Source organism: Dactylosporangium sp. NPDC005555 (assembly GCF_040605635.1).
GTDB lineage: Bacteria > Actinomycetota > Actinomycetes > Mycobacteriales > Micromonosporaceae > Dactylosporangium.
Genome location: NZ_JBEXDG010000018.1, coordinates 138,554 through 153,622, shown reverse-complemented (window position 1 = coordinate 153,622; position 15,069 = coordinate 138,554). Strand labels below are relative to the sequence as shown.

The 15,069-nt window shown below is 71.5% G+C and carries 21 protein-coding genes; 5 read left to right on the top strand and 16 right to left on the bottom strand.

The genetic code is table 11. The annotated features are described in order from the left end of the window. Positions 1-84: 84 nt before the first annotated feature. The gene (locus tag ABZS58_RS22100; protein ID WP_354784225.1) at positions 85-990 is read right to left on the bottom strand and encodes a helix-turn-helix domain-containing GNAT family N-acetyltransferase; all 906 of its coding nucleotides are present in this window, start codon (positions 988-990) and stop codon (positions 85-87) included. Between the two features lie 104 nt (positions 991-1,094). On the opposite strand from ABZS58_RS22100, the gene ABZS58_RS22095 reads away from it, so the two are divergent. From ABZS58_RS22095 to ABZS58_RS22080, 4 genes are read left to right on the top strand one after another with little or no spacing between them, the layout of a single operon-like run. Then, complete coding sequence (locus tag ABZS58_RS22095; protein ID WP_354784223.1) at positions 1,095-1,349, top strand: ACT domain-containing protein; 255 nt, start codon at positions 1,095-1,097, stop codon at positions 1,347-1,349. Between the two features lie 3 nt (positions 1,350-1,352). Continuing rightward, positions 1,353-1,688 (top strand): hypothetical protein, encoded by a 336-nt coding sequence (locus ABZS58_RS22090; protein WP_354784221.1) that lies wholly within the window; start codon positions 1,353-1,355, stop codon positions 1,686-1,688. Next, on the top strand, positions 1,685-2,629 hold the full coding sequence (locus ABZS58_RS22085) for a tyrosine recombinase XerC (RefSeq protein WP_354784219.1): 945 nt from the start codon (positions 1,685-1,687) through the stop codon (positions 2,627-2,629). Before ABZS58_RS22090 ends, ABZS58_RS22085 begins: the two co-directional genes overlap by 4 nt. A 50-nt stretch (positions 2,630-2,679) precedes the next feature. Continuing rightward, positions 2,680-3,843 carry an aminotransferase class V-fold PLP-dependent enzyme gene (locus ABZS58_RS22080; protein ID WP_354784217.1) on the top strand — a complete coding sequence of 388 codons (1,164 nt, stop codon included), beginning with the start codon at positions 2,680-2,682 and terminating at the stop codon, positions 3,841-3,843. Here the strand turns inward: ABZS58_RS22080 and ABZS58_RS22075 are convergent. Beyond that, positions 3,838-4,344, bottom strand: coding sequence for a M23 family metallopeptidase (locus ABZS58_RS22075; protein WP_354784215.1), 507 nt, complete (start codon positions 4,342-4,344; stop codon positions 3,838-3,840). The genes ABZS58_RS22080 and ABZS58_RS22075 overlap by 6 nt on opposite strands. Positions 4,345-4,442: 98 nt before the next feature. Between ABZS58_RS22075 and ABZS58_RS22070 the strand changes: the two genes are divergently transcribed. Beyond that, positions 4,443-4,619 (top strand): hypothetical protein, encoded by a 177-nt coding sequence (locus ABZS58_RS22070; protein ID WP_354784213.1) that lies wholly within the window; start codon positions 4,443-4,445, stop codon positions 4,617-4,619. 39 nt (positions 4,620-4,658) lie between these two features. Here ABZS58_RS22070 and ABZS58_RS22065 read toward each other — a convergent pair whose 3' ends face one another. The 14 genes from ABZS58_RS22065 to ffh all read right to left on the bottom strand — a co-directional run bounded on the left by ABZS58_RS22065 (position 4,659) and on the right by ffh (position 15,039). After that, positions 4,659-4,979 carry a DUF2469 domain-containing protein gene (locus ABZS58_RS22065; RefSeq protein ID WP_190249654.1) on the bottom strand — a complete coding sequence of 107 codons (321 nt, stop codon included), beginning with the start codon at positions 4,977-4,979 and terminating at the stop codon, positions 4,659-4,661. Further along, positions 4,976-5,722 carry a ribonuclease HII gene (locus tag ABZS58_RS22060; protein WP_354784211.1) on the bottom strand — a complete coding sequence of 249 codons (747 nt, stop codon included), beginning with the start codon at positions 5,720-5,722 and terminating at the stop codon, positions 4,976-4,978. The genes ABZS58_RS22065 and ABZS58_RS22060 overlap by 4 nt, the downstream gene beginning before the upstream one ends. Continuing rightward, a complete protein-coding gene (locus ABZS58_RS22055; RefSeq protein ID WP_354784209.1) occupies positions 5,722-6,180 on the bottom strand; it encodes an NUDIX domain-containing protein in 459 nt (152 codons plus the stop codon). Before ABZS58_RS22055 ends, ABZS58_RS22060 begins: the two co-directional genes overlap by 1 nt. Positions 6,181-6,199: 19 nt before the next feature. Continuing rightward, positions 6,200-6,841: a signal peptidase I gene (lepB, locus tag ABZS58_RS22050; protein ID WP_354784207.1), complete on the bottom strand. Its 642-nt coding sequence runs from the start codon at positions 6,839-6,841 to the stop codon at positions 6,200-6,202. A gap of 21 nt (positions 6,842-6,862) precedes the next feature. Beyond that, positions 6,863-7,687 (bottom strand): signal peptidase I, encoded by an 825-nt coding sequence (lepB, locus tag ABZS58_RS22045; protein WP_354784269.1) that lies wholly within the window; start codon positions 7,685-7,687, stop codon positions 6,863-6,865. Positions 7,688-8,451: 764 nt separating this feature from the next. Continuing rightward, positions 8,452-8,808, bottom strand: coding sequence for a 50S ribosomal protein L19 (rplS, locus tag ABZS58_RS22040; protein WP_354784205.1), 357 nt, complete (start codon positions 8,806-8,808; stop codon positions 8,452-8,454). A gap of 98 nt (positions 8,809-8,906) precedes the next feature. Beyond that, complete coding sequence (gene trmD / locus ABZS58_RS22035; protein ID WP_354784203.1) at positions 8,907-9,623, bottom strand: tRNA (guanosine(37)-N1)-methyltransferase TrmD; 717 nt, start codon at positions 9,621-9,623, stop codon at positions 8,907-8,909. Beyond that, positions 9,620-10,171 (bottom strand): ribosome maturation factor RimM, encoded by a 552-nt coding sequence (rimM, locus tag ABZS58_RS22030; protein WP_354784201.1) that lies wholly within the window; start codon positions 10,169-10,171, stop codon positions 9,620-9,622. The genes trmD and rimM overlap by 4 nt, the downstream gene beginning before the upstream one ends. 3 nt (positions 10,172-10,174) lie before the next feature. Then, positions 10,175-10,432, bottom strand: a complete 258-nt coding sequence (locus ABZS58_RS22025) for an RNA-binding protein (RefSeq protein ID WP_033357826.1) — start codon at positions 10,430-10,432, stop codon at positions 10,175-10,177. Next, complete coding sequence (rpsP, locus tag ABZS58_RS22020) at positions 10,407-10,886, bottom strand: 30S ribosomal protein S16 (protein ID WP_354784199.1); 480 nt, start codon at positions 10,884-10,886, stop codon at positions 10,407-10,409. The genes ABZS58_RS22025 and rpsP overlap by 26 nt, the downstream gene beginning before the upstream one ends. 180 nt (positions 10,887-11,066) lie before the next feature. After that, positions 11,067-11,690, bottom strand: coding sequence for a DUF402 domain-containing protein (locus tag ABZS58_RS22015; protein WP_354784267.1), 624 nt, complete (start codon positions 11,688-11,690; stop codon positions 11,067-11,069). 29 nt (positions 11,691-11,719) lie between these two features. Beyond that, a complete protein-coding gene (locus ABZS58_RS22010; protein WP_354784197.1) occupies positions 11,720-12,370 on the bottom strand; it encodes a DUF402 domain-containing protein in 651 nt (216 codons plus the stop codon). A 7-nt stretch (positions 12,371-12,377) separates the two neighbouring features. Next, the gene (locus tag ABZS58_RS22005; RefSeq protein ID WP_354784265.1) at positions 12,378-13,472 is read right to left on the bottom strand and encodes an amidohydrolase family protein; all 1,095 of its coding nucleotides are present in this window, start codon (positions 13,470-13,472) and stop codon (positions 12,378-12,380) included. 34 nt (positions 13,473-13,506) lie between these two features. Next, positions 13,507-15,039 (bottom strand): signal recognition particle protein, encoded by a 1,533-nt coding sequence (ffh, locus tag ABZS58_RS22000; protein WP_354784195.1) that lies wholly within the window; start codon positions 15,037-15,039, stop codon positions 13,507-13,509. Between the last annotated feature and the right edge of the window lie 30 nt (positions 15,040-15,069).

The following is a 15,069-nucleotide window of genomic DNA, read 5'->3' as shown; positions in this document are numbered from 1 at the left end:
GCGGTTCGCGGGACGAGGCCCGGCGCGAGCGGCGAATCTGTGGACAACGGGCCGCATGTGGAAAACGCGACCCGGACGAACCGATCAGAGGGACAGCCGCCACTGCTCCTCGACGACGTCGACGCCGTACACCGACGCCGGGGCGGCGTTCTCGAGCACGAACCCGGCCCGCTGGTAGATGCGCCGGGCGGCGACCAGCACGCCCTGGGTGTACAGCACCATCTCCCGGTATCCGGCCCGGCGCGCGAACCGCACGCACTCCTCCACCAGCGCGTTGCCGACGCCCATCCCCCGCGCCGACGGCTCGACGAACAGCAGCCTGAGCTTCGCCACGCCTTCCGCGGCCCGTACACAGAAGACCGAGCCGACGGGAGTGCCGTCGACCTCGGCGATCCACCCCGTCTCGGTCCGCGGGTCGTGGGAGGTCGCATAGTCGGCGGCGATCCGGGCGACCATCGCCTCGAAGGTGGCGTCCAGCCCGTACTCCGCGGCATAGAGCGCACCGTGGCGCTGCACGACCCAGCCGAGGTCGCCGGGCAGCAGCGACCGCAGCACGACGGCGCGCGGCGGCAGGACGTCCTCGAACACCGACCGGATCGTGTCCATCGCACCGACGAGGCGTCGCCGGTCGACCTCGCCGACGGCGGCGAGCAGGCCCGCGATCTGCTCGTCGGAGCGGGCGTCCAGCGCCGCGAACGCCTCCCGGCCGGCCGCCGTCAGCTCGATCCGCCGGCGCCGGGCGTCCGCGTCGGAGCGGGACCGCGCGACGAGCCCGTCGGTCTCCAGCCGTCCCAGGATCCTGCTCAGGTACCCGGCGTCGATGTCGAGCAGCCGCCGCAGCTCGGCCGTGTCGTGCGCGCTGCCGACGGCGAGCTCGTAGAGCACCCGCACCTCGGCCAGCGAATAGGCCGAGTCGTGCAGTCCGGCCCGCAGCACCCCGATGAGGTTCGTGTAGTAGCGGTTGAACTCCCGTACCGCCGCGATAGTCATACTTTACATCGTCAACAATTCCACGGACGGCGTCAACGATCGTCGAAAGCGCAGCGACGTGGCGTCGTAACTGTGCGGAAACGCCGCCCCGGCAGGCTGGGGCCATGTCGCTCCGTCACGTCATCGTGCAGCTGCCCGACCGTCCCGGCTCCCTCGGCCAGGTGACCACGCTGCTCGGCCGCCTCGGCGTGGACATCCAGCACATGCGGGTGCTCAGCCGCGACGGCGCGGTCGCGACCGACGAGTTCACCGTCAGCGTCCCCGGCCCCGTGATCGACCGCTCCCTGCCCGGGCTGCTGGAGGAGATCCAGGGCGTCCAGGTCGTCGAGATGCGGGAGATAGCGGGCGCTATCGTGTAGGACATGACCGCTCCTGCCGACAAGCTCGTGGAGCTGCTCGAGACGCTCCCGCCGACCACCCGCCAGGAGATCACCGCCTGGCTCCTCGACCGCGGCACGCCCGCCCCGGCCGGCGGCAACCTGCTCGCGGCCTCGGTGGACCTGCGCGCCGGCGCGCTGACCACCGCGCTCGGCGGGGCGCTGCCGGCCGGGGAGGAGAGCCAGCTGGTGACGTTCCGGCTGCCCACGGAGCGCCACGCCGAGCTGCGCGCCTGGTGCGCCGAGCACGGCTTCACGATGGCGGCGGTGGTCCGCGGCCTGATCGAGCGCTTCCTCGAAGACCAGCTGCGCCGCACATGACGACACCGAAGGCGAGCGGCACCGCGGGCACGCACGAGGGGCTGCCGGACGCGATGCGTGAGGCGGTCGACGCCTTCGCCCGCCACCTCGCCGCGGAGCGCAACCGCTCCGAGCACACCGTCCGCGCGTATGTCGGCGACGTCGTCTCCCTGCTCGGCCACGCGGCGCGCGCCGGCGTGACCGCGCCGGGTGATCTGACGCTCGCCGTGCTGCGCGGCTGGCTCGCCCGCCGCCGGTCGGCCGGAGCGGCCCGCACCAGCCTGGCCAGGCACGCGGCGGCGGCGAGGACGTTCGCCTCCTGGGCGCACCGCGAGGGTCTGCTCGCCACCGACCCGGGGCAGCGCCTCGCCAGCCCGAAGGCGCACCGGGACCTGCCGACGGTCCTGCGCGCCGACCAGGCGGAGATCCTCGTGACGGCGCCCGCGGGCCGCGACGACGCCGTCGGGCTGCGTGACCGCCTGGTGCTGGAGCTGTTGTACGCCACCGGCATCCGCGTCAGCGAGCTGTGCGGCCTCGACGTCGCCGACGTGGACCGGATGCGCCGGGTCGTGCGGGTCATCGGCAAGGGCGACAAGGAACGCGCCGTGCCCTACGGGCTGCCCGCCGAGCGGGCGCTCACCGGCTGGCTGCGGCACGGCCGACCGGCCCTCGCCGGTCCCGCGAGCGGCGCGGCGCTGATCCTCGGCGCGCGGGGCGGACGGCTGCAGCCCGGCGCCGCCAGGCGCCTCGTCGACGGGCACGCCAGGGCGACCGGCCTGCCGCACACGTCACCGCACGACCTGCGCCACTCCGCCGCGACCCACCTCCTCGAAGGCGGCGCCGACCTGCGCTCGGTGCAGGAGCTGCTGGGGCACGCCTCGCTGTCCAGCACCCAGATCTACACGCACGTCTCGATCGAGCGGCTGCGGTCCGCATACGAACAGGCCCACCCGCGCGCCTGACCCGGGCAAGACGGCACGGCGGGGTGGGACAGGACATTAAGATCGTGGATGTGTCCGCTCCGGAGCCGATTCCCGGCGCGCGGCTGCTGTTCTCCAACGACGCAGCGGTCGCGCAGCTCAACCACGGGTCGTTCGGCCTGGTGCCGATCGCGGTGCAGCGGGCGCAGCAGCGGCTGCGGGACGAGGTGGAGGCCAACCCGCCGCGGTTCTTCAGCGTGGGGCTCGAAGCGCGCGTCGCGCATGTGCGCCGGCACCTCGCCGCGTTCGTCGGCGCCGACCCCGACCTGACGGCGCTCGTCGACAACGCGACGACCGGCACGTCCACCGTCCTCGCCGGGCTCGACCTCGGCGGGGGCGACGAGGTGGTCACGACCGATCACGGCTACGGCGCCGTCGACCTCGCCGTCGACGTGCTCTGCCGCAGGACCGGCGCGAGCCGGCGGGTCGCCCGCGTGCCGCTCGGCGACGATGACGACGCCGTGGTCGAGGCGGTGCTGGACGCGGTGACGGGCAGGACCCGGCTCGTGATCGTCGACCACATCACGGCGACGACGGCGCGGGTCCTGCCGGTCCGCAGGATCGTCGAGGCGGTCCGCGCCCGCGCCGGTGAGCGGGTCGCGGTCCTCGTCGACGCGGCGCACGCGCCCGGGCTGCTGCCGGACCCGGTGGCCGGGATCGGCGCGGACTTCTGGGTCGGCAACCTCCACAAGTGGGCCTACGCGCCCCGCGGCACCGCCCTGCTGTCCGTGGCGCCGCGCTGGCGGGAGCGGATGCGGTCGTTGGTGGTGTCCTGGAGCGAGGAGGCGGGCTTCCCCGACAGCCTGGAGTGGCTCGGCGCGCACGACTACACGCCCTGGCTCGCCGCGCCCACGGGCCTGTTCGTCCTGCGGTCGCTCGGCATCGACGCGGTCCACCGGCACAACGCGGCGCTCGCCGAGCACGGGCAGGCCCTGCTCGCCGAGGTCCTGGACGTGACCGTCCCGCCCAGGACGGGCCTGCCGATGACCGTCGTGCCGCTGCCGCAGGGCGCGGGAGCCGACCAGACGGCGGCGACCGCGCTGCGGCGCAGGATCTCCGACGACCTCGCCACCGAGGTCGGGCTGGCCTCGTGGCGCGGCCGGGGCTACCTGCGGCTGTCGGCGCAGGTGTACAACCGCGAGGAGGATTTCCAGCGCCTCGTGGAGGGCCTGCCCAAGCTCCTGCGGCGGTCATAGCGGCAGGAGCCGGACCTGACCGCGCCGCAGCAGGCTCAGCGGGTCGAGATACACGTCGCCGGCGCGCAGTCCCCAGTGCAGGCAGGCGGCGCCGGGGCAGCCCGCGTGGCCCGGCCGCAGGGCACCGAGCGGCGTGCCCGCCGCGACCACGGTGCCGGCCCGCACGGAGGGGTCCACGGGCTCGTAGGTCGTGCGGAGCCCACCCGGATGCGTCACGCTCACCACCGGCCGCCCGGCGACCATCCCGGCGAACGCGACCACCCCGGCGCCTGCGCTGCGCACCTCGGCACCCGCCGGGCCGAGCAGATCCGCGCCACGATGGCCGGCCTTGAACGGATCAGGTGGCGGCTCGAACGGGCGCACCACCGACACCGGCGGCCCCAGGGGCCATCGGAAGGACCCGGGCAGCACCGGCGCCGCCCGAGCGGGCACCCCACGGGCGACAGCGGGAATGGAGAACGAGAGCGCCACCAGGACGAGCGCGAGCAACCGGATCGGCATGCGGCGAAGTCTCGTCAGTCCCGCCACCAGCGGCAACCGGCCGCAGCCGCACCTGTGGACAACGACGGCGCTGTGGACGAGTGTGCGAAGATCGGCAGATGAACGGCGTGCGGGTCGTGCTGACCACCATCGGGATCATCCTGGTCGGGATGCTGGCCTGGTGGCTGGTGAAGCTCGTCTTCAGCCTGGCGTCCTACCTGATCCTGGGCCTGATCGTGGTCGCCGGCGGGTATTACCTCTACACGAGGGCGACACGGCCGACCCGGCGCCGGTAGGACAGCGCCGGGGCAGCTCGGGGCGACTCGGGCCGGAGGTCAGCTGCCGAAGCCGTTGTCGGGCAGCGAGATGTCGGGCTTCTCGAGCTCCTCGACGTTGACGTCCTTGAAGGTCATCACCCGGACGTTCTTCACGAAGCGGGCAGGACGATACATGTCCCACACCCAGGCGTCGTGCATCTCGACCTCGAAGTAGACCTCGCCGTCGGAGTTGCGCACGTGCAGGTCGACCTGGTTGGCCAGGTAGAACCGGCGCTCGGTCTCCACCACGTAGGAGAACTGGCGGACGATGTCGCGATACTCCCGGTAGAGCTGGAGCTCCATCTCGGTTTCGTACTTCTCGAGATCTTCGGCGCTCATCGCGGTCCGCCTTCCATAGCCACATTATCGCCCACTTGCGCCGGCACCTTCGCGGCCACGCCGGACGCCACGCCGACGTTACCGCGCCTTTGCCTCCGCTGCCCCACCGCCGCCACGTTCGCGTAGGAGAATCGGTGCTCGGCGCACGGCCCGTGCGTCACGAGCGCCGCCTGGTGCACCGGCGTGCAATACCCTTTGTGCTCGTCGAAGCCGTATACGGGGTGCGTCTCGTGCAGCCCGCGCATGATCCGGTCGCGGGTGACCTTCGCCACGACGCTCGCCGCGGCCACACAGGCGGCGACCTGGTCGCCCTTCCACACGGCGAGGCCGGGTGTGCCGAGGCCGTCGACCCGGAAGCCGTCGGTGAGGGCGTAGTCGGGGCGCTCGGCCAGGCCGGCGAAGGCGCGGCGCATGCCGGCGAGGTTCATGACGTGCAGGCCGCGGCGGTCGATGTCACCCGGCGGGATGATCACCGCCGACCAGGCGAGGGCCCGGGCGACGACCTCGTTGTAGATACGCTCGCGCGCGGCGGCGGTGAGCAGCTTCGAGTCGTTGAGCTCGTCGATCTCGCCGCGGCGGCCCTGCGGGAGGATGACCGCGGCGACCACGAGCGGCCCCGCGCAGGCGCCCCGGCCGGCCTCGTCGGCGCCGCCGACCCGCTCGAAGCCGCGCCGCTGCAGCGCCCGCTCGAGGGCCCACAGCCCGGCGGCACGATGCACGACGGTGCGAGGGGGCGCCAGCATCACGCCACCTCCCGCAGCAGCGCGGGCAGATCCGGTGGGTAGAAGAGCTCCTCGGTCGAGTCGAGCGCGTGCAAGGACCACCACCGGGCCTCGTCGATGCAGTCCTGCTCCACCTCGTTGAGCCGGGAAAGATCAACGGAAGTGGCAGCGGCCCGCGCCACGAAGAACGACTGCTCCTGGGAGAACCAGCGCCCGTCGAACGGGAACGACACCGTGTCGGTGCGCACCGGGCCGACCAGGTCGGCCGCCGAGAACCGCAGCCCGGTCTCCTCGAACGCCTCCCGCACGGCGGCGTCGAGCAGCGTCTCCCCCGGCTCCACGCCGCCGCCGACGGTGAACCAGTAGGTGTGCGACGGGCGCGCGGGGTCCCACCCGTGCAGCATGAGCACCCGGCCGTCGGGGTCGAGCAGGAGCACCCGCGCGGCCCGGCGGTCGATGTGGCCCCCGTCGTGCGTCATACGACGAGACTACGACGTTTCACTTCGCGGTCGGCGCCGGCACCTTGTCGAAGGTCTCCGGCACACTGAGCCACTTCGCTCTCGAGAACGGCCAGAACACCACGAAGGCCCGGCCCACCACGTTGTCCTCGGGGATCGTCGCCTGGACGGGGTCCTTGTACCGGACGAAGTTGTAGCGCGAGTCACCCGACCTCGACCGGTGGTCGCCCATCACCCACAGCCGCCCCACCGGGACGGTGACGTCGAACTGCTCCTCGCTGGGGAGGTCCTGCAGCCCGTTCTCGTCGGCGTAGATGTAGGTCTCCTCCAGGGCCTTGCCGTTGACCGTGATGCGCTGCTTGTCGTCGCAGCAGACGATGTGGTCCCCGCCGGTCGCGATGACCCGCTTGATGAAGTCCTCCTCCGACGGGTCGTTGCGCCAGGAGGCGGGCGCCTCGAAGACGATGACCTCGCCGCGGTGCGGGGAGCGGAAGTCGTAGACGAGCTTGTTGACGAGCACGCGGTCGCGGATGAGGAGAGTGTTCTCCATCGACTCGGACGGGATGTAGAACGTCTGCAGGACGAAGGCCCGCACCACGACGGCGACGATGATCGCCACGCCCAGAAGCACTGGCAACTCGCGCCAAAACGTGTTGGGGCGCTTGGTCTGCTCGTCAATCACGCCCTGAAGGGTACGTGCTCGTCACGATTGGCGGCGCCTCAACCGCTCCTGACGCGCCGAACGGGTCGAAACCGTGAGAGAAACCGCGAGTGGGGCAAGCACCATATCGGGCACCAATGGTAATTCCGGCGCTTTTGTCACGCGAGGAGCCCCCGGAGGACCCATTGGTCCGGACGCACTCCTGGGGACGTTCTTGAATGTGTCGGGCACCGGCAGCCATCCCCAGCGGTCGCTGGGCCACAGGATGACGAAGGCCCGCCCGATGACGTTCTCGATCGGCACCTGTCCCTGGCAGCGGGAGTCCTGCGAGACACCGCGATGGTCGCCCATCACGAACATCTGCCCCGGCTCGACCTTGATCGGGCCGAACCGGCGGGCGGTGCACTGCTTCGGGTTGGGCGTGGCGTCCAGGGGCGAGTCCTCGTAGACATACGCCGACTCGTCCAGCGGGTAGCCGTTGACGAAGACGCGGCCCTGCACGTCGCAGCAGGAGACGGTGTCGCCGGGCAGGCCGATGACCCGCTTGATGAAGTCCTTCTCGCCGGGCTGGCTGAAGCCGACGAGGTCGCCGACGGTGCGGCCGAGCTCGGCGAAGAAGCCGGCGTCCTTGTCGACCTGGTTCTCCGGCGCCCAGTTGGCCGGGCCCTGGAAGACGACGACCTCGCCGCGCTGGGGCTCGCGGATGTCATACAGCACCTTGTTGACCAGCACCCGGTCGCCGACGAGGAGGGTGTTCTCCATCGAGCCGGACGGGATGAAGAACGCCTGCACCAGGAAGGTGCGGATGAGCACCGCGAGGCAGAACGCGACGATCAGCAGCAGCGGCAGCTCCTGCCACAGCGGCATGTTCTTGCGCTTCCGGCGGACCTTGCTGCGCCACGAGGCGGAGCTGTCGTCGTCATACCTCGCCGATGCGCCACGGCCGCGGTCGTACCCCCGGCCGGAAGCCTGACCGGAGGCCTGACCGCGCTCACCGGAGCGGGCTCCACGGGCGTCATAGCCACGGTCGTCGTACCCCTGGTCGTTGTACCCCTGGTCGTTGTACCCACGATCGTCGTAGCCACGGTTGTTGTAGCCGCGCGCGTCATAGCCACGATCGTCATAGCCCCGTGCGTCATACCCGCGATCGTCGTAGCCACGATCGTCGAACGCGCGGTCCCGCACGACCGGCGGCTCGTCGCGGTCCCACCGGCCACGACCGCGCTCAGCGTACGGGTCCTCCCAGGACCTGCTGCCCTGGTTCCAGTCGCCGCGCTGGTCGTCGTCGTCGCCGCGGTGCGCCGCGCGGGCGCCGCCACGAGGCTCGGCCCGGCCGTCCGCCCGGGGCTGACCCCAGTAGTCGTGGCCCGGGTAGGCGCTCCCGCCGAAACCAGGCTGCCCACGCTCCCCGCCCTCCTGGTCGAGGGGGCGGCGGCGTGGGTGTATGTCATCGCCGCGATCGTCGTAACCATCGCGGCCGTAGTCGCTTGCCATCGGCGTCAGCCTAGAGGCACAAGACCACTTTGGGGAGCCCAGCACCGGTTGACCGGAAAGCGGGTTTTCAGACGAACGACTTCGAGGAGGACCCGTGGCACGGGTCCTCCTCGAAGGAAGTCGATCAAAGGTGCAGCTCAGCTGACCTTGGTGTCGCGCTTCTCCTTGATCTTGGCCTTCTTGCCCCGGAGGTCGCGCAGGTAGTAGAGCTTGGCCCGGCGCACGTCGCCGCGGGTCACGACCTCGATGCGGTCGACGGCGGGGCTGTTGACCGGGTAGGTGCGCTCGACGCCGACGCCGAAGCTCACCTTCCGGACCGAGAAGGTCTCGCGCAGGCCATCACCCTGGCGACGGATCACGACGCCCTGGAAGACCTGGACCCGGGACCGGTTTCCCTCGACGACCCGCGCGTGCACCTTGATGGTGTCACCGGCGCGGAAGCTCGGGATATCGGTCCGCTGCGACATTGCGTCGAGCGCGTCCAGCGTGTTCATCGCGGCTGTTCCTCGTCACTCAAGGCACGCCCGAATCAGTGGCGCGCGAACGTAAAGATGATCGTGAAGTGCGCAGGCGTCGGCCCGCAGCAACCCCACTACTTTGCCACATCGACACCCGGAACCTGAAATCCGGTCCCCCGCAGCAGGTCGGGGCGGCGCTCAAGCGTGCGCCGGAGCCCTTCCTCGCGCCGCCATCGGGCGATCCTGCCGTGGTCGCCGGAGCGCAGGACGTCGGGCACGTCCAGCCCGCGCCACGTGGGCGGCTTCGTGTACATCGGCGCTTCCAGGACACCGTCCGTGTGCGACTCCTCGACGAGGGAGTCGGCGTTGCCGAGCACGCCGGGCAGCAGCCGGGTGACCGCCTCCAGGATGACCAGCACGGCGACCTCACCGCCGAAGAGGACGTAGTCGCCGAGGGAGACCTCGCTCACCCGCATCCGGGTCGCCGCGTGCTCGATCACCCGCTGGTCGATGCCTTCGTACCGTCCGCAGGCGAACAGCAGGTGCGGGTCGGCGGCCAGAGCACGCGCGGCACCCTGGGTGAAGGGCGTGCCCGCGGGTGACGGCACGATCAGGTGGGTGCCGGACACAGCCAGCTCGTCGAGGGCCTGTCCCCACGGCTCGGGGCGCATGACCATGCCGGGACCGCCGCCGTACGGCGTGTCGTCGACGGTGCGGTGCGCGTCGTGCGTCCAGCGGCGCAGGTCGTGCACGGCGAGCTCGAGGATCCCCGTGCCGCGCGCCTTGCCGATGAGCGACAGGTCCACCGGGGCGAGATAGTCGGGGAAGATCGTGACGACGTCGACCTTCATAGGTCGAAGAGGCCTTCCGGCGGGGTGATGACGATCCGCCCGCCCGGCACGTCGACCTCGGGGACGATCTCCCGCACGAACGGCACGAGACCGGTGCGCCCGTCGAGCAGCCGCACGACGAGCAGGTCGTGTGCGGGCGCGTGCTCGACGCGCTGCAGCTCGCCGAGCTTCTCCCCCGCCGCGTCGACGATCGCCAGACCGACGAGGTCGTGATCGTTCCACTCGTCGGGGTCGGTCGGGGCCGGGACGTCGGCACTGTCGACGCAGAGCAGCACGCCGCGCATGTCCTCGGCGAGATTGCGGTCGTAGACGCCGCCGAACACGATGAGCAGCTTGCCCTGGTGGGGGCGGACCGACTCGACGGTGACGGTCGCCGGCGGGCGCCAGGCACCGGCCGGGACCTGCTGCAGATGCCGGACCGCCGTCGAGTCGGTCACGAGGACCGACCCGACGGCGAAACGATCTGCCGGATCATCGGTGCGGATGTCGACCACGACCTCGCCGTGGACGCCGTGCGCACGAAATATCTGACCGACGACGAGGAGCATGGATCAGTACGCGTCGACGATCTCGACGCGGACGCCGCGACCACCGATCGACGTGATCACCTGGCGCAGCGCCTTCGCGGTGCGACCACCGCGACCGATCACCGTGCCGAGGTCCTCCGGGTTGACCCGGACCTCGAGGCGCTGGCCGCGACGGGAGTCGACCATGCGGACGCGGACATCGTCGGGATTGTCGACGATGCCCTTGACCAGGTGCTCCAGTGCGGGGCGCAACACGTCAGGCCTCCGTGCCGGCGCCGGCACCGGTCTGCTCCTCAGCCTGCGCGGCCGGGGCCTCGGCCGGGGCCTCGGCCGCCGGAGCCTCGGACTTCTTCTTCGGCTCGGCCTTCTTCGCCTTCGGCGCCTCGGCGAGGCCGGCGGCGACCTGCGCCTCGGCCTCATAGGTGGCGCGGCGGTCCGGCGCGGCGGCCTTGACCTTCAGCGGCTCGGTCGGCGCGGGCAGACCCTTGAACTTCTGCCAGTCACCGGTCTTGGAGAGGATCGCCTGCACGGCCTCGCTCGGCTGCGCGCCGACCGACAGCCAGTGCTGGACGCGCTCGGAGTTGACCTCGATGCGCGAGGGGTCCTCCTTCGGGTGGTAGAGCCCGACGAACTCGATCGCCCGACCGTCACGCTTGGTGCGCGAGTCGGCGATGACGATGCGGTACTGCGGGTTGCGGATCTTGCCCATCCGCAGGAGCCGGATCTTGACGGCCACTTTGTTTGCTCGCTCCTGGATCTGTGTGGAAGCCGAGCGAACGTCCGGACACCGTGGGGATTGGCGCCTTCGGCTGCTCTGATGGAAAGGACCCGACGCCGGGTTAGAGGGCTCGACGCGAAACCTGATACCAGCCATCCATTGTGCCAGACCCACTACCGACCGCAAAAACGGACCGGGTCATCGGACGGGTGGCCGGTCCCAGCCTTGCGCAAGCGCCGGAATCGTCCAGTGCGCCGGTGGGGTGAAATCGGTCCAGGTGCCGTCGAACGGGAACTGCCCCGCTTCGATCTCCTTCACGACGCGCTCACCCTCGGCTCGTACGAACGCCTCGTCCGGGACCCAGTAGTGCTCCGGCAGGGCGAGGCGCTCCAGGAACTCCTCCTCATCCTTCCAGCGCCAGGTCCGGTCCGGGGTCACCACGATGTCGAGGTCCCAGTCGGTGACGTCGAGGCCCGCCGTGCCGCCCTCGTCGCTCCAGCGCACCGCCGGGCGCTCCAGATTGACGTACCAGCTGGCGAAACGCCCCTCGTCGTCGTGGAACCACCAGACCGAGTGCGACGGGTCGCCGGGCCGGTGCAGCTTGAGCACGCCGGGACCGTTCCAGGTGCCGTGCTTGAGCGCCGTGCCCCGCGTCACGAACTCGGCGAACGGCATCGTGCGCATGCCGAAGCCGTCGCCGGACACCTCGTTGACCACCGGCGTGCCCCGCGCGATCCACAGCAGCAGCCCGCGGTCGTCGTCGGAGACGACCCTGGCCGGGCGGATCCAGCCGAACCGGCCCAGCCGCACGTTGCGGTGCATGATGACCTGCCCGGGCGTGAACCTGACGCTCAACGACGCTCCCTCGGTCGGTCCCAGCCCTCGGTGACGGGCGGCGGGACGCTCCAGTCCGCCGGCGGCCGGAAGCCGGTCCAGGTGCCGTCGAACGGCCACGCGCCGGCCTCGATCGCCGGCACGACCCGCCGTCCCTGCTCCCACACCGCTTCGGGGTCGCCGACCCAGTAGTGCTCGGGGAAGGCCAGGCGCTCGTTGAGCTCGTCCTCGTCCTTCCAGTCCCAGCGCCGGTCCGGCCAGACCCAGATGTCCAGGTCCTGGTCGGTCAGGTCGACGCCGGCGACGGCTCCGTCGTCCCAGGTGACCGACGGCTCCTCCAGGTTGACGTACCAGGCCCGGAAGCGGCCGGCCGGGTCGAACAGCCACCACACCGAGTACGCGGCGCCGCGCGGGTTGAACTTCAGGGTGCTGGGTCCCCGGTACACATCCTGGATGATCTTCTTCGGCTCGCGGATCCACTCCGCGAACGGCATGTCGCGGGGCCCCCGGCCGTCGGTGGTGACCTCGCGGATGAGCGGGCTGCCGGTCGCCATCCACAGGCGGAGGCCGAGCTCGTCGTCGGCGACGACCCTGGTCAGCGGCGCCCAGACGAGCGTGTCACGGGCGAAGTGCCGGTGCAGGACCGCCCGTCCGGGGCTCAGCGTCACCCCGCGCTCACAGGCGGACCCGGCCCTTGAGGACGATCCGCCGCGGCCGGAGCAGCTCGGTCAGGTCCGCGCGGGGGTCGCCGTCGTAGACCACCAGGTCGGCGAGGCCGCCCTCGACGAGCCCGGGGAAGCCGAGCCACTCGCGGGCGCCCCAGGAGCCGGCCCGCAGCACGTCCAGCGCCGGCATGCCGGCCTCGCGGTGCAGCAGCAGCATCTCCTGGGCCGCGAGCCCGTGCGCGATGCCGCCGCCGGCGTCGCTGCCGACGTAGATCGGCACACCGGCCTCGTGCGCGGCCCGCACCACCGACGGGAAGCGGTCCCGCAGCGCGAGCATGTGTCGCGCGTAGCCCGGGAACCTGGCCTCCGCGGAGGCGGCGATCCCGCCGAACGTCGCGATGTTGATCATCGTGGGGACCATGGCGGTGCGGCGGCGGGCCATCTCGTCGACGTCGTCGAGCGACAGGCCGGTGCCGTGCTCGACGGAGTCGACCCCGGCGCGGACCAGCGCCGCCACGGACTCCTCGGCGAACGTGTGGACCGCCACACGGGCGCCGGCGGCGTGTGCGGCGGCGATCGCGCCGGCCATCGCGTCGAGGTCCCAGGCGGGCGCGAGGTCGCCGACGCCCCGGTCGATCCAGTCGCCGACGAGCTTCACCCAGCCGTTGCCGAGCCCGGCCTGCCGGGTGACCTCCTCGGCCAGGGACTCGGCGCCGACCTCGACCCCGATGTCGCGCAGGTAGCGCCTGGGCGGCGCGACGTGCCGGCCCGCCCTGGCCAGCCGCGGCACCTCCGGATCGTCGTCGAGGCTCGCGTACGGAATGGGCGAACCGGCGTCACGGATCGCCAGCACGCCCGCGTCGCGGTCTACGACGGCGAGGGCGCGGGCCGCCCCGACACCGTCCGCCGGCACTCCGCCGGACGCGATGCCCAGGTGGCAGTGCGCGTCGACCAGCCCCGGCAGGACGAACCCACCGTCGGCGACGGTCACGGCGCCCGCCACGGGCGACAGCGTCACCCGGTCGCCGACCAGCCAGATGTCGGTCTGCGTGTCGTCCGGGAGCAGGACGCCCCGGACGTGCAGGACCTCGGGATCACCGGTCAAGCCGCCGTTGCCTCCGGATGAGACGTGCAACGCCTCAGGACTGTCCGTCACGCTTCTGCAGCTTCGAGAAGTCGAGCTTCGGCAGCTTGAAGCCGGTCGGCAGGCCCGCCGCGTTGGGGTCCATCGACGCCGGGTCGAAGCCCGCAGGCAGCTGCGGCATGCCGCCGCCGAGCCTGGGCTGACGGGAGCCGCCGCCGCTCTTGCCGCCCTTGCGCTTGTTCTTCGGCGACTTGGTGGCCTTGCGGCGGCCGCCGGGCAGGCCCATCATGCCGCCCATCTGCTTCATCATCTTCTGCGCGTCGGCGAAGCGGTTGAGCAGCTGGTTGACGTCGGTGACGGTGACGCCGGAGCCGTTGGCGATGCGGACCCGGCGGGACGCGTTGAGGACCTTGGGGTTGGTGCGCTCGCCCGGGGTCATCGAGCGGATGATCGCGGTGACCTTGTCGAAGTGCTTGTCGTCGATCTCGGCGATCTGGTCCTTCATCTGCCCCATGCCGGGCATCATCGCCAGCACGTTGGCGATCGGGCCCATCCGCCGCACGGCCTGCAGCTGCTCGAGGAAGTCCTCGAGGGTGAACGTCTCGCCGCCCATGAGCTTGGCGGCCATCCGCTCCTTCTGGTCGTCCTCGAACGCCAGCTCGGCCTGCTCGATGAGGGTGAGCACGTCACCCATGCCGAGGATGCGCGAGGCCATCCGGTCGGGGTGGAAGACGTCGAAGTCCTCGAGCTTCTCACCGGTGGAGGCGAACATGATCGGCTGACCGGTGACGTGGCGGACGGAGAGCGCGGCGCCACCGCGGGCGTCGCCGTCGAGCTTGGACAGGACCACGCCGGTGATGCCGACGCCGTCGCGGAAGGCCTGCGCGGTGGTGACTGCGTCCTGGCCGACCATGGCGTCGATGACGAAGATGACCTCGTCGGGGTCGACGGCGTCGCGGATGTCGGCGGCCTGCTGCATCATCTCGGCGTCGATGCCGAGGCGGCCGGCGGTGTCGACGATGACGATGTCGCGCATCTGGCGGCGGGCGTGCTCGATCGACTCGCGGGCGACGCTGACGGGGTCACCGACGCCGTTGCCGGGCTGCGGCGCGTAGACCTCGACGCCGGCCCGGCCGCCGAGGACCTGCAGCTGGTTGACGGCGTTGGGGCGCTGGAGGTCACAGGCGACGAGCAGCGGCTGGTGGCCCTGCGCCTTGAGCCAGCGGGCGAGCTTGCCGGCCAGGGTGGTCTTGCCGGAGCCCTGGAGGCCGGCGAGCATGATCACGGTCGGCGCGGTCTTGGCGAACTGCAGCCGGCGGGCCTCGCCGCCGAGCGTCGCGACCAGCTCCTCGTGCACGATCTTGATGACCTGCTGGGCCGGGTTGAGGGCCTTGGACACCTCGGCGCCGCGGGCGCGCTCCTTGAGCCGGGCGATGAAGTCCTTCACCACCGGCAGCGCGACGTCGGCCTCGAGCAGGGCGAGGCGGATCTCCCGGGCGGTGGCGTCGACGTCGGCGTCGGTGAGCCTGCCCTTGCTCTTCAGCTTCGAGAAGATGCCGGAGAGCCGGTCACTCAGGGTGTCAAACACGACGAATCCGTCCTCGAGGTAGGCGCTGCT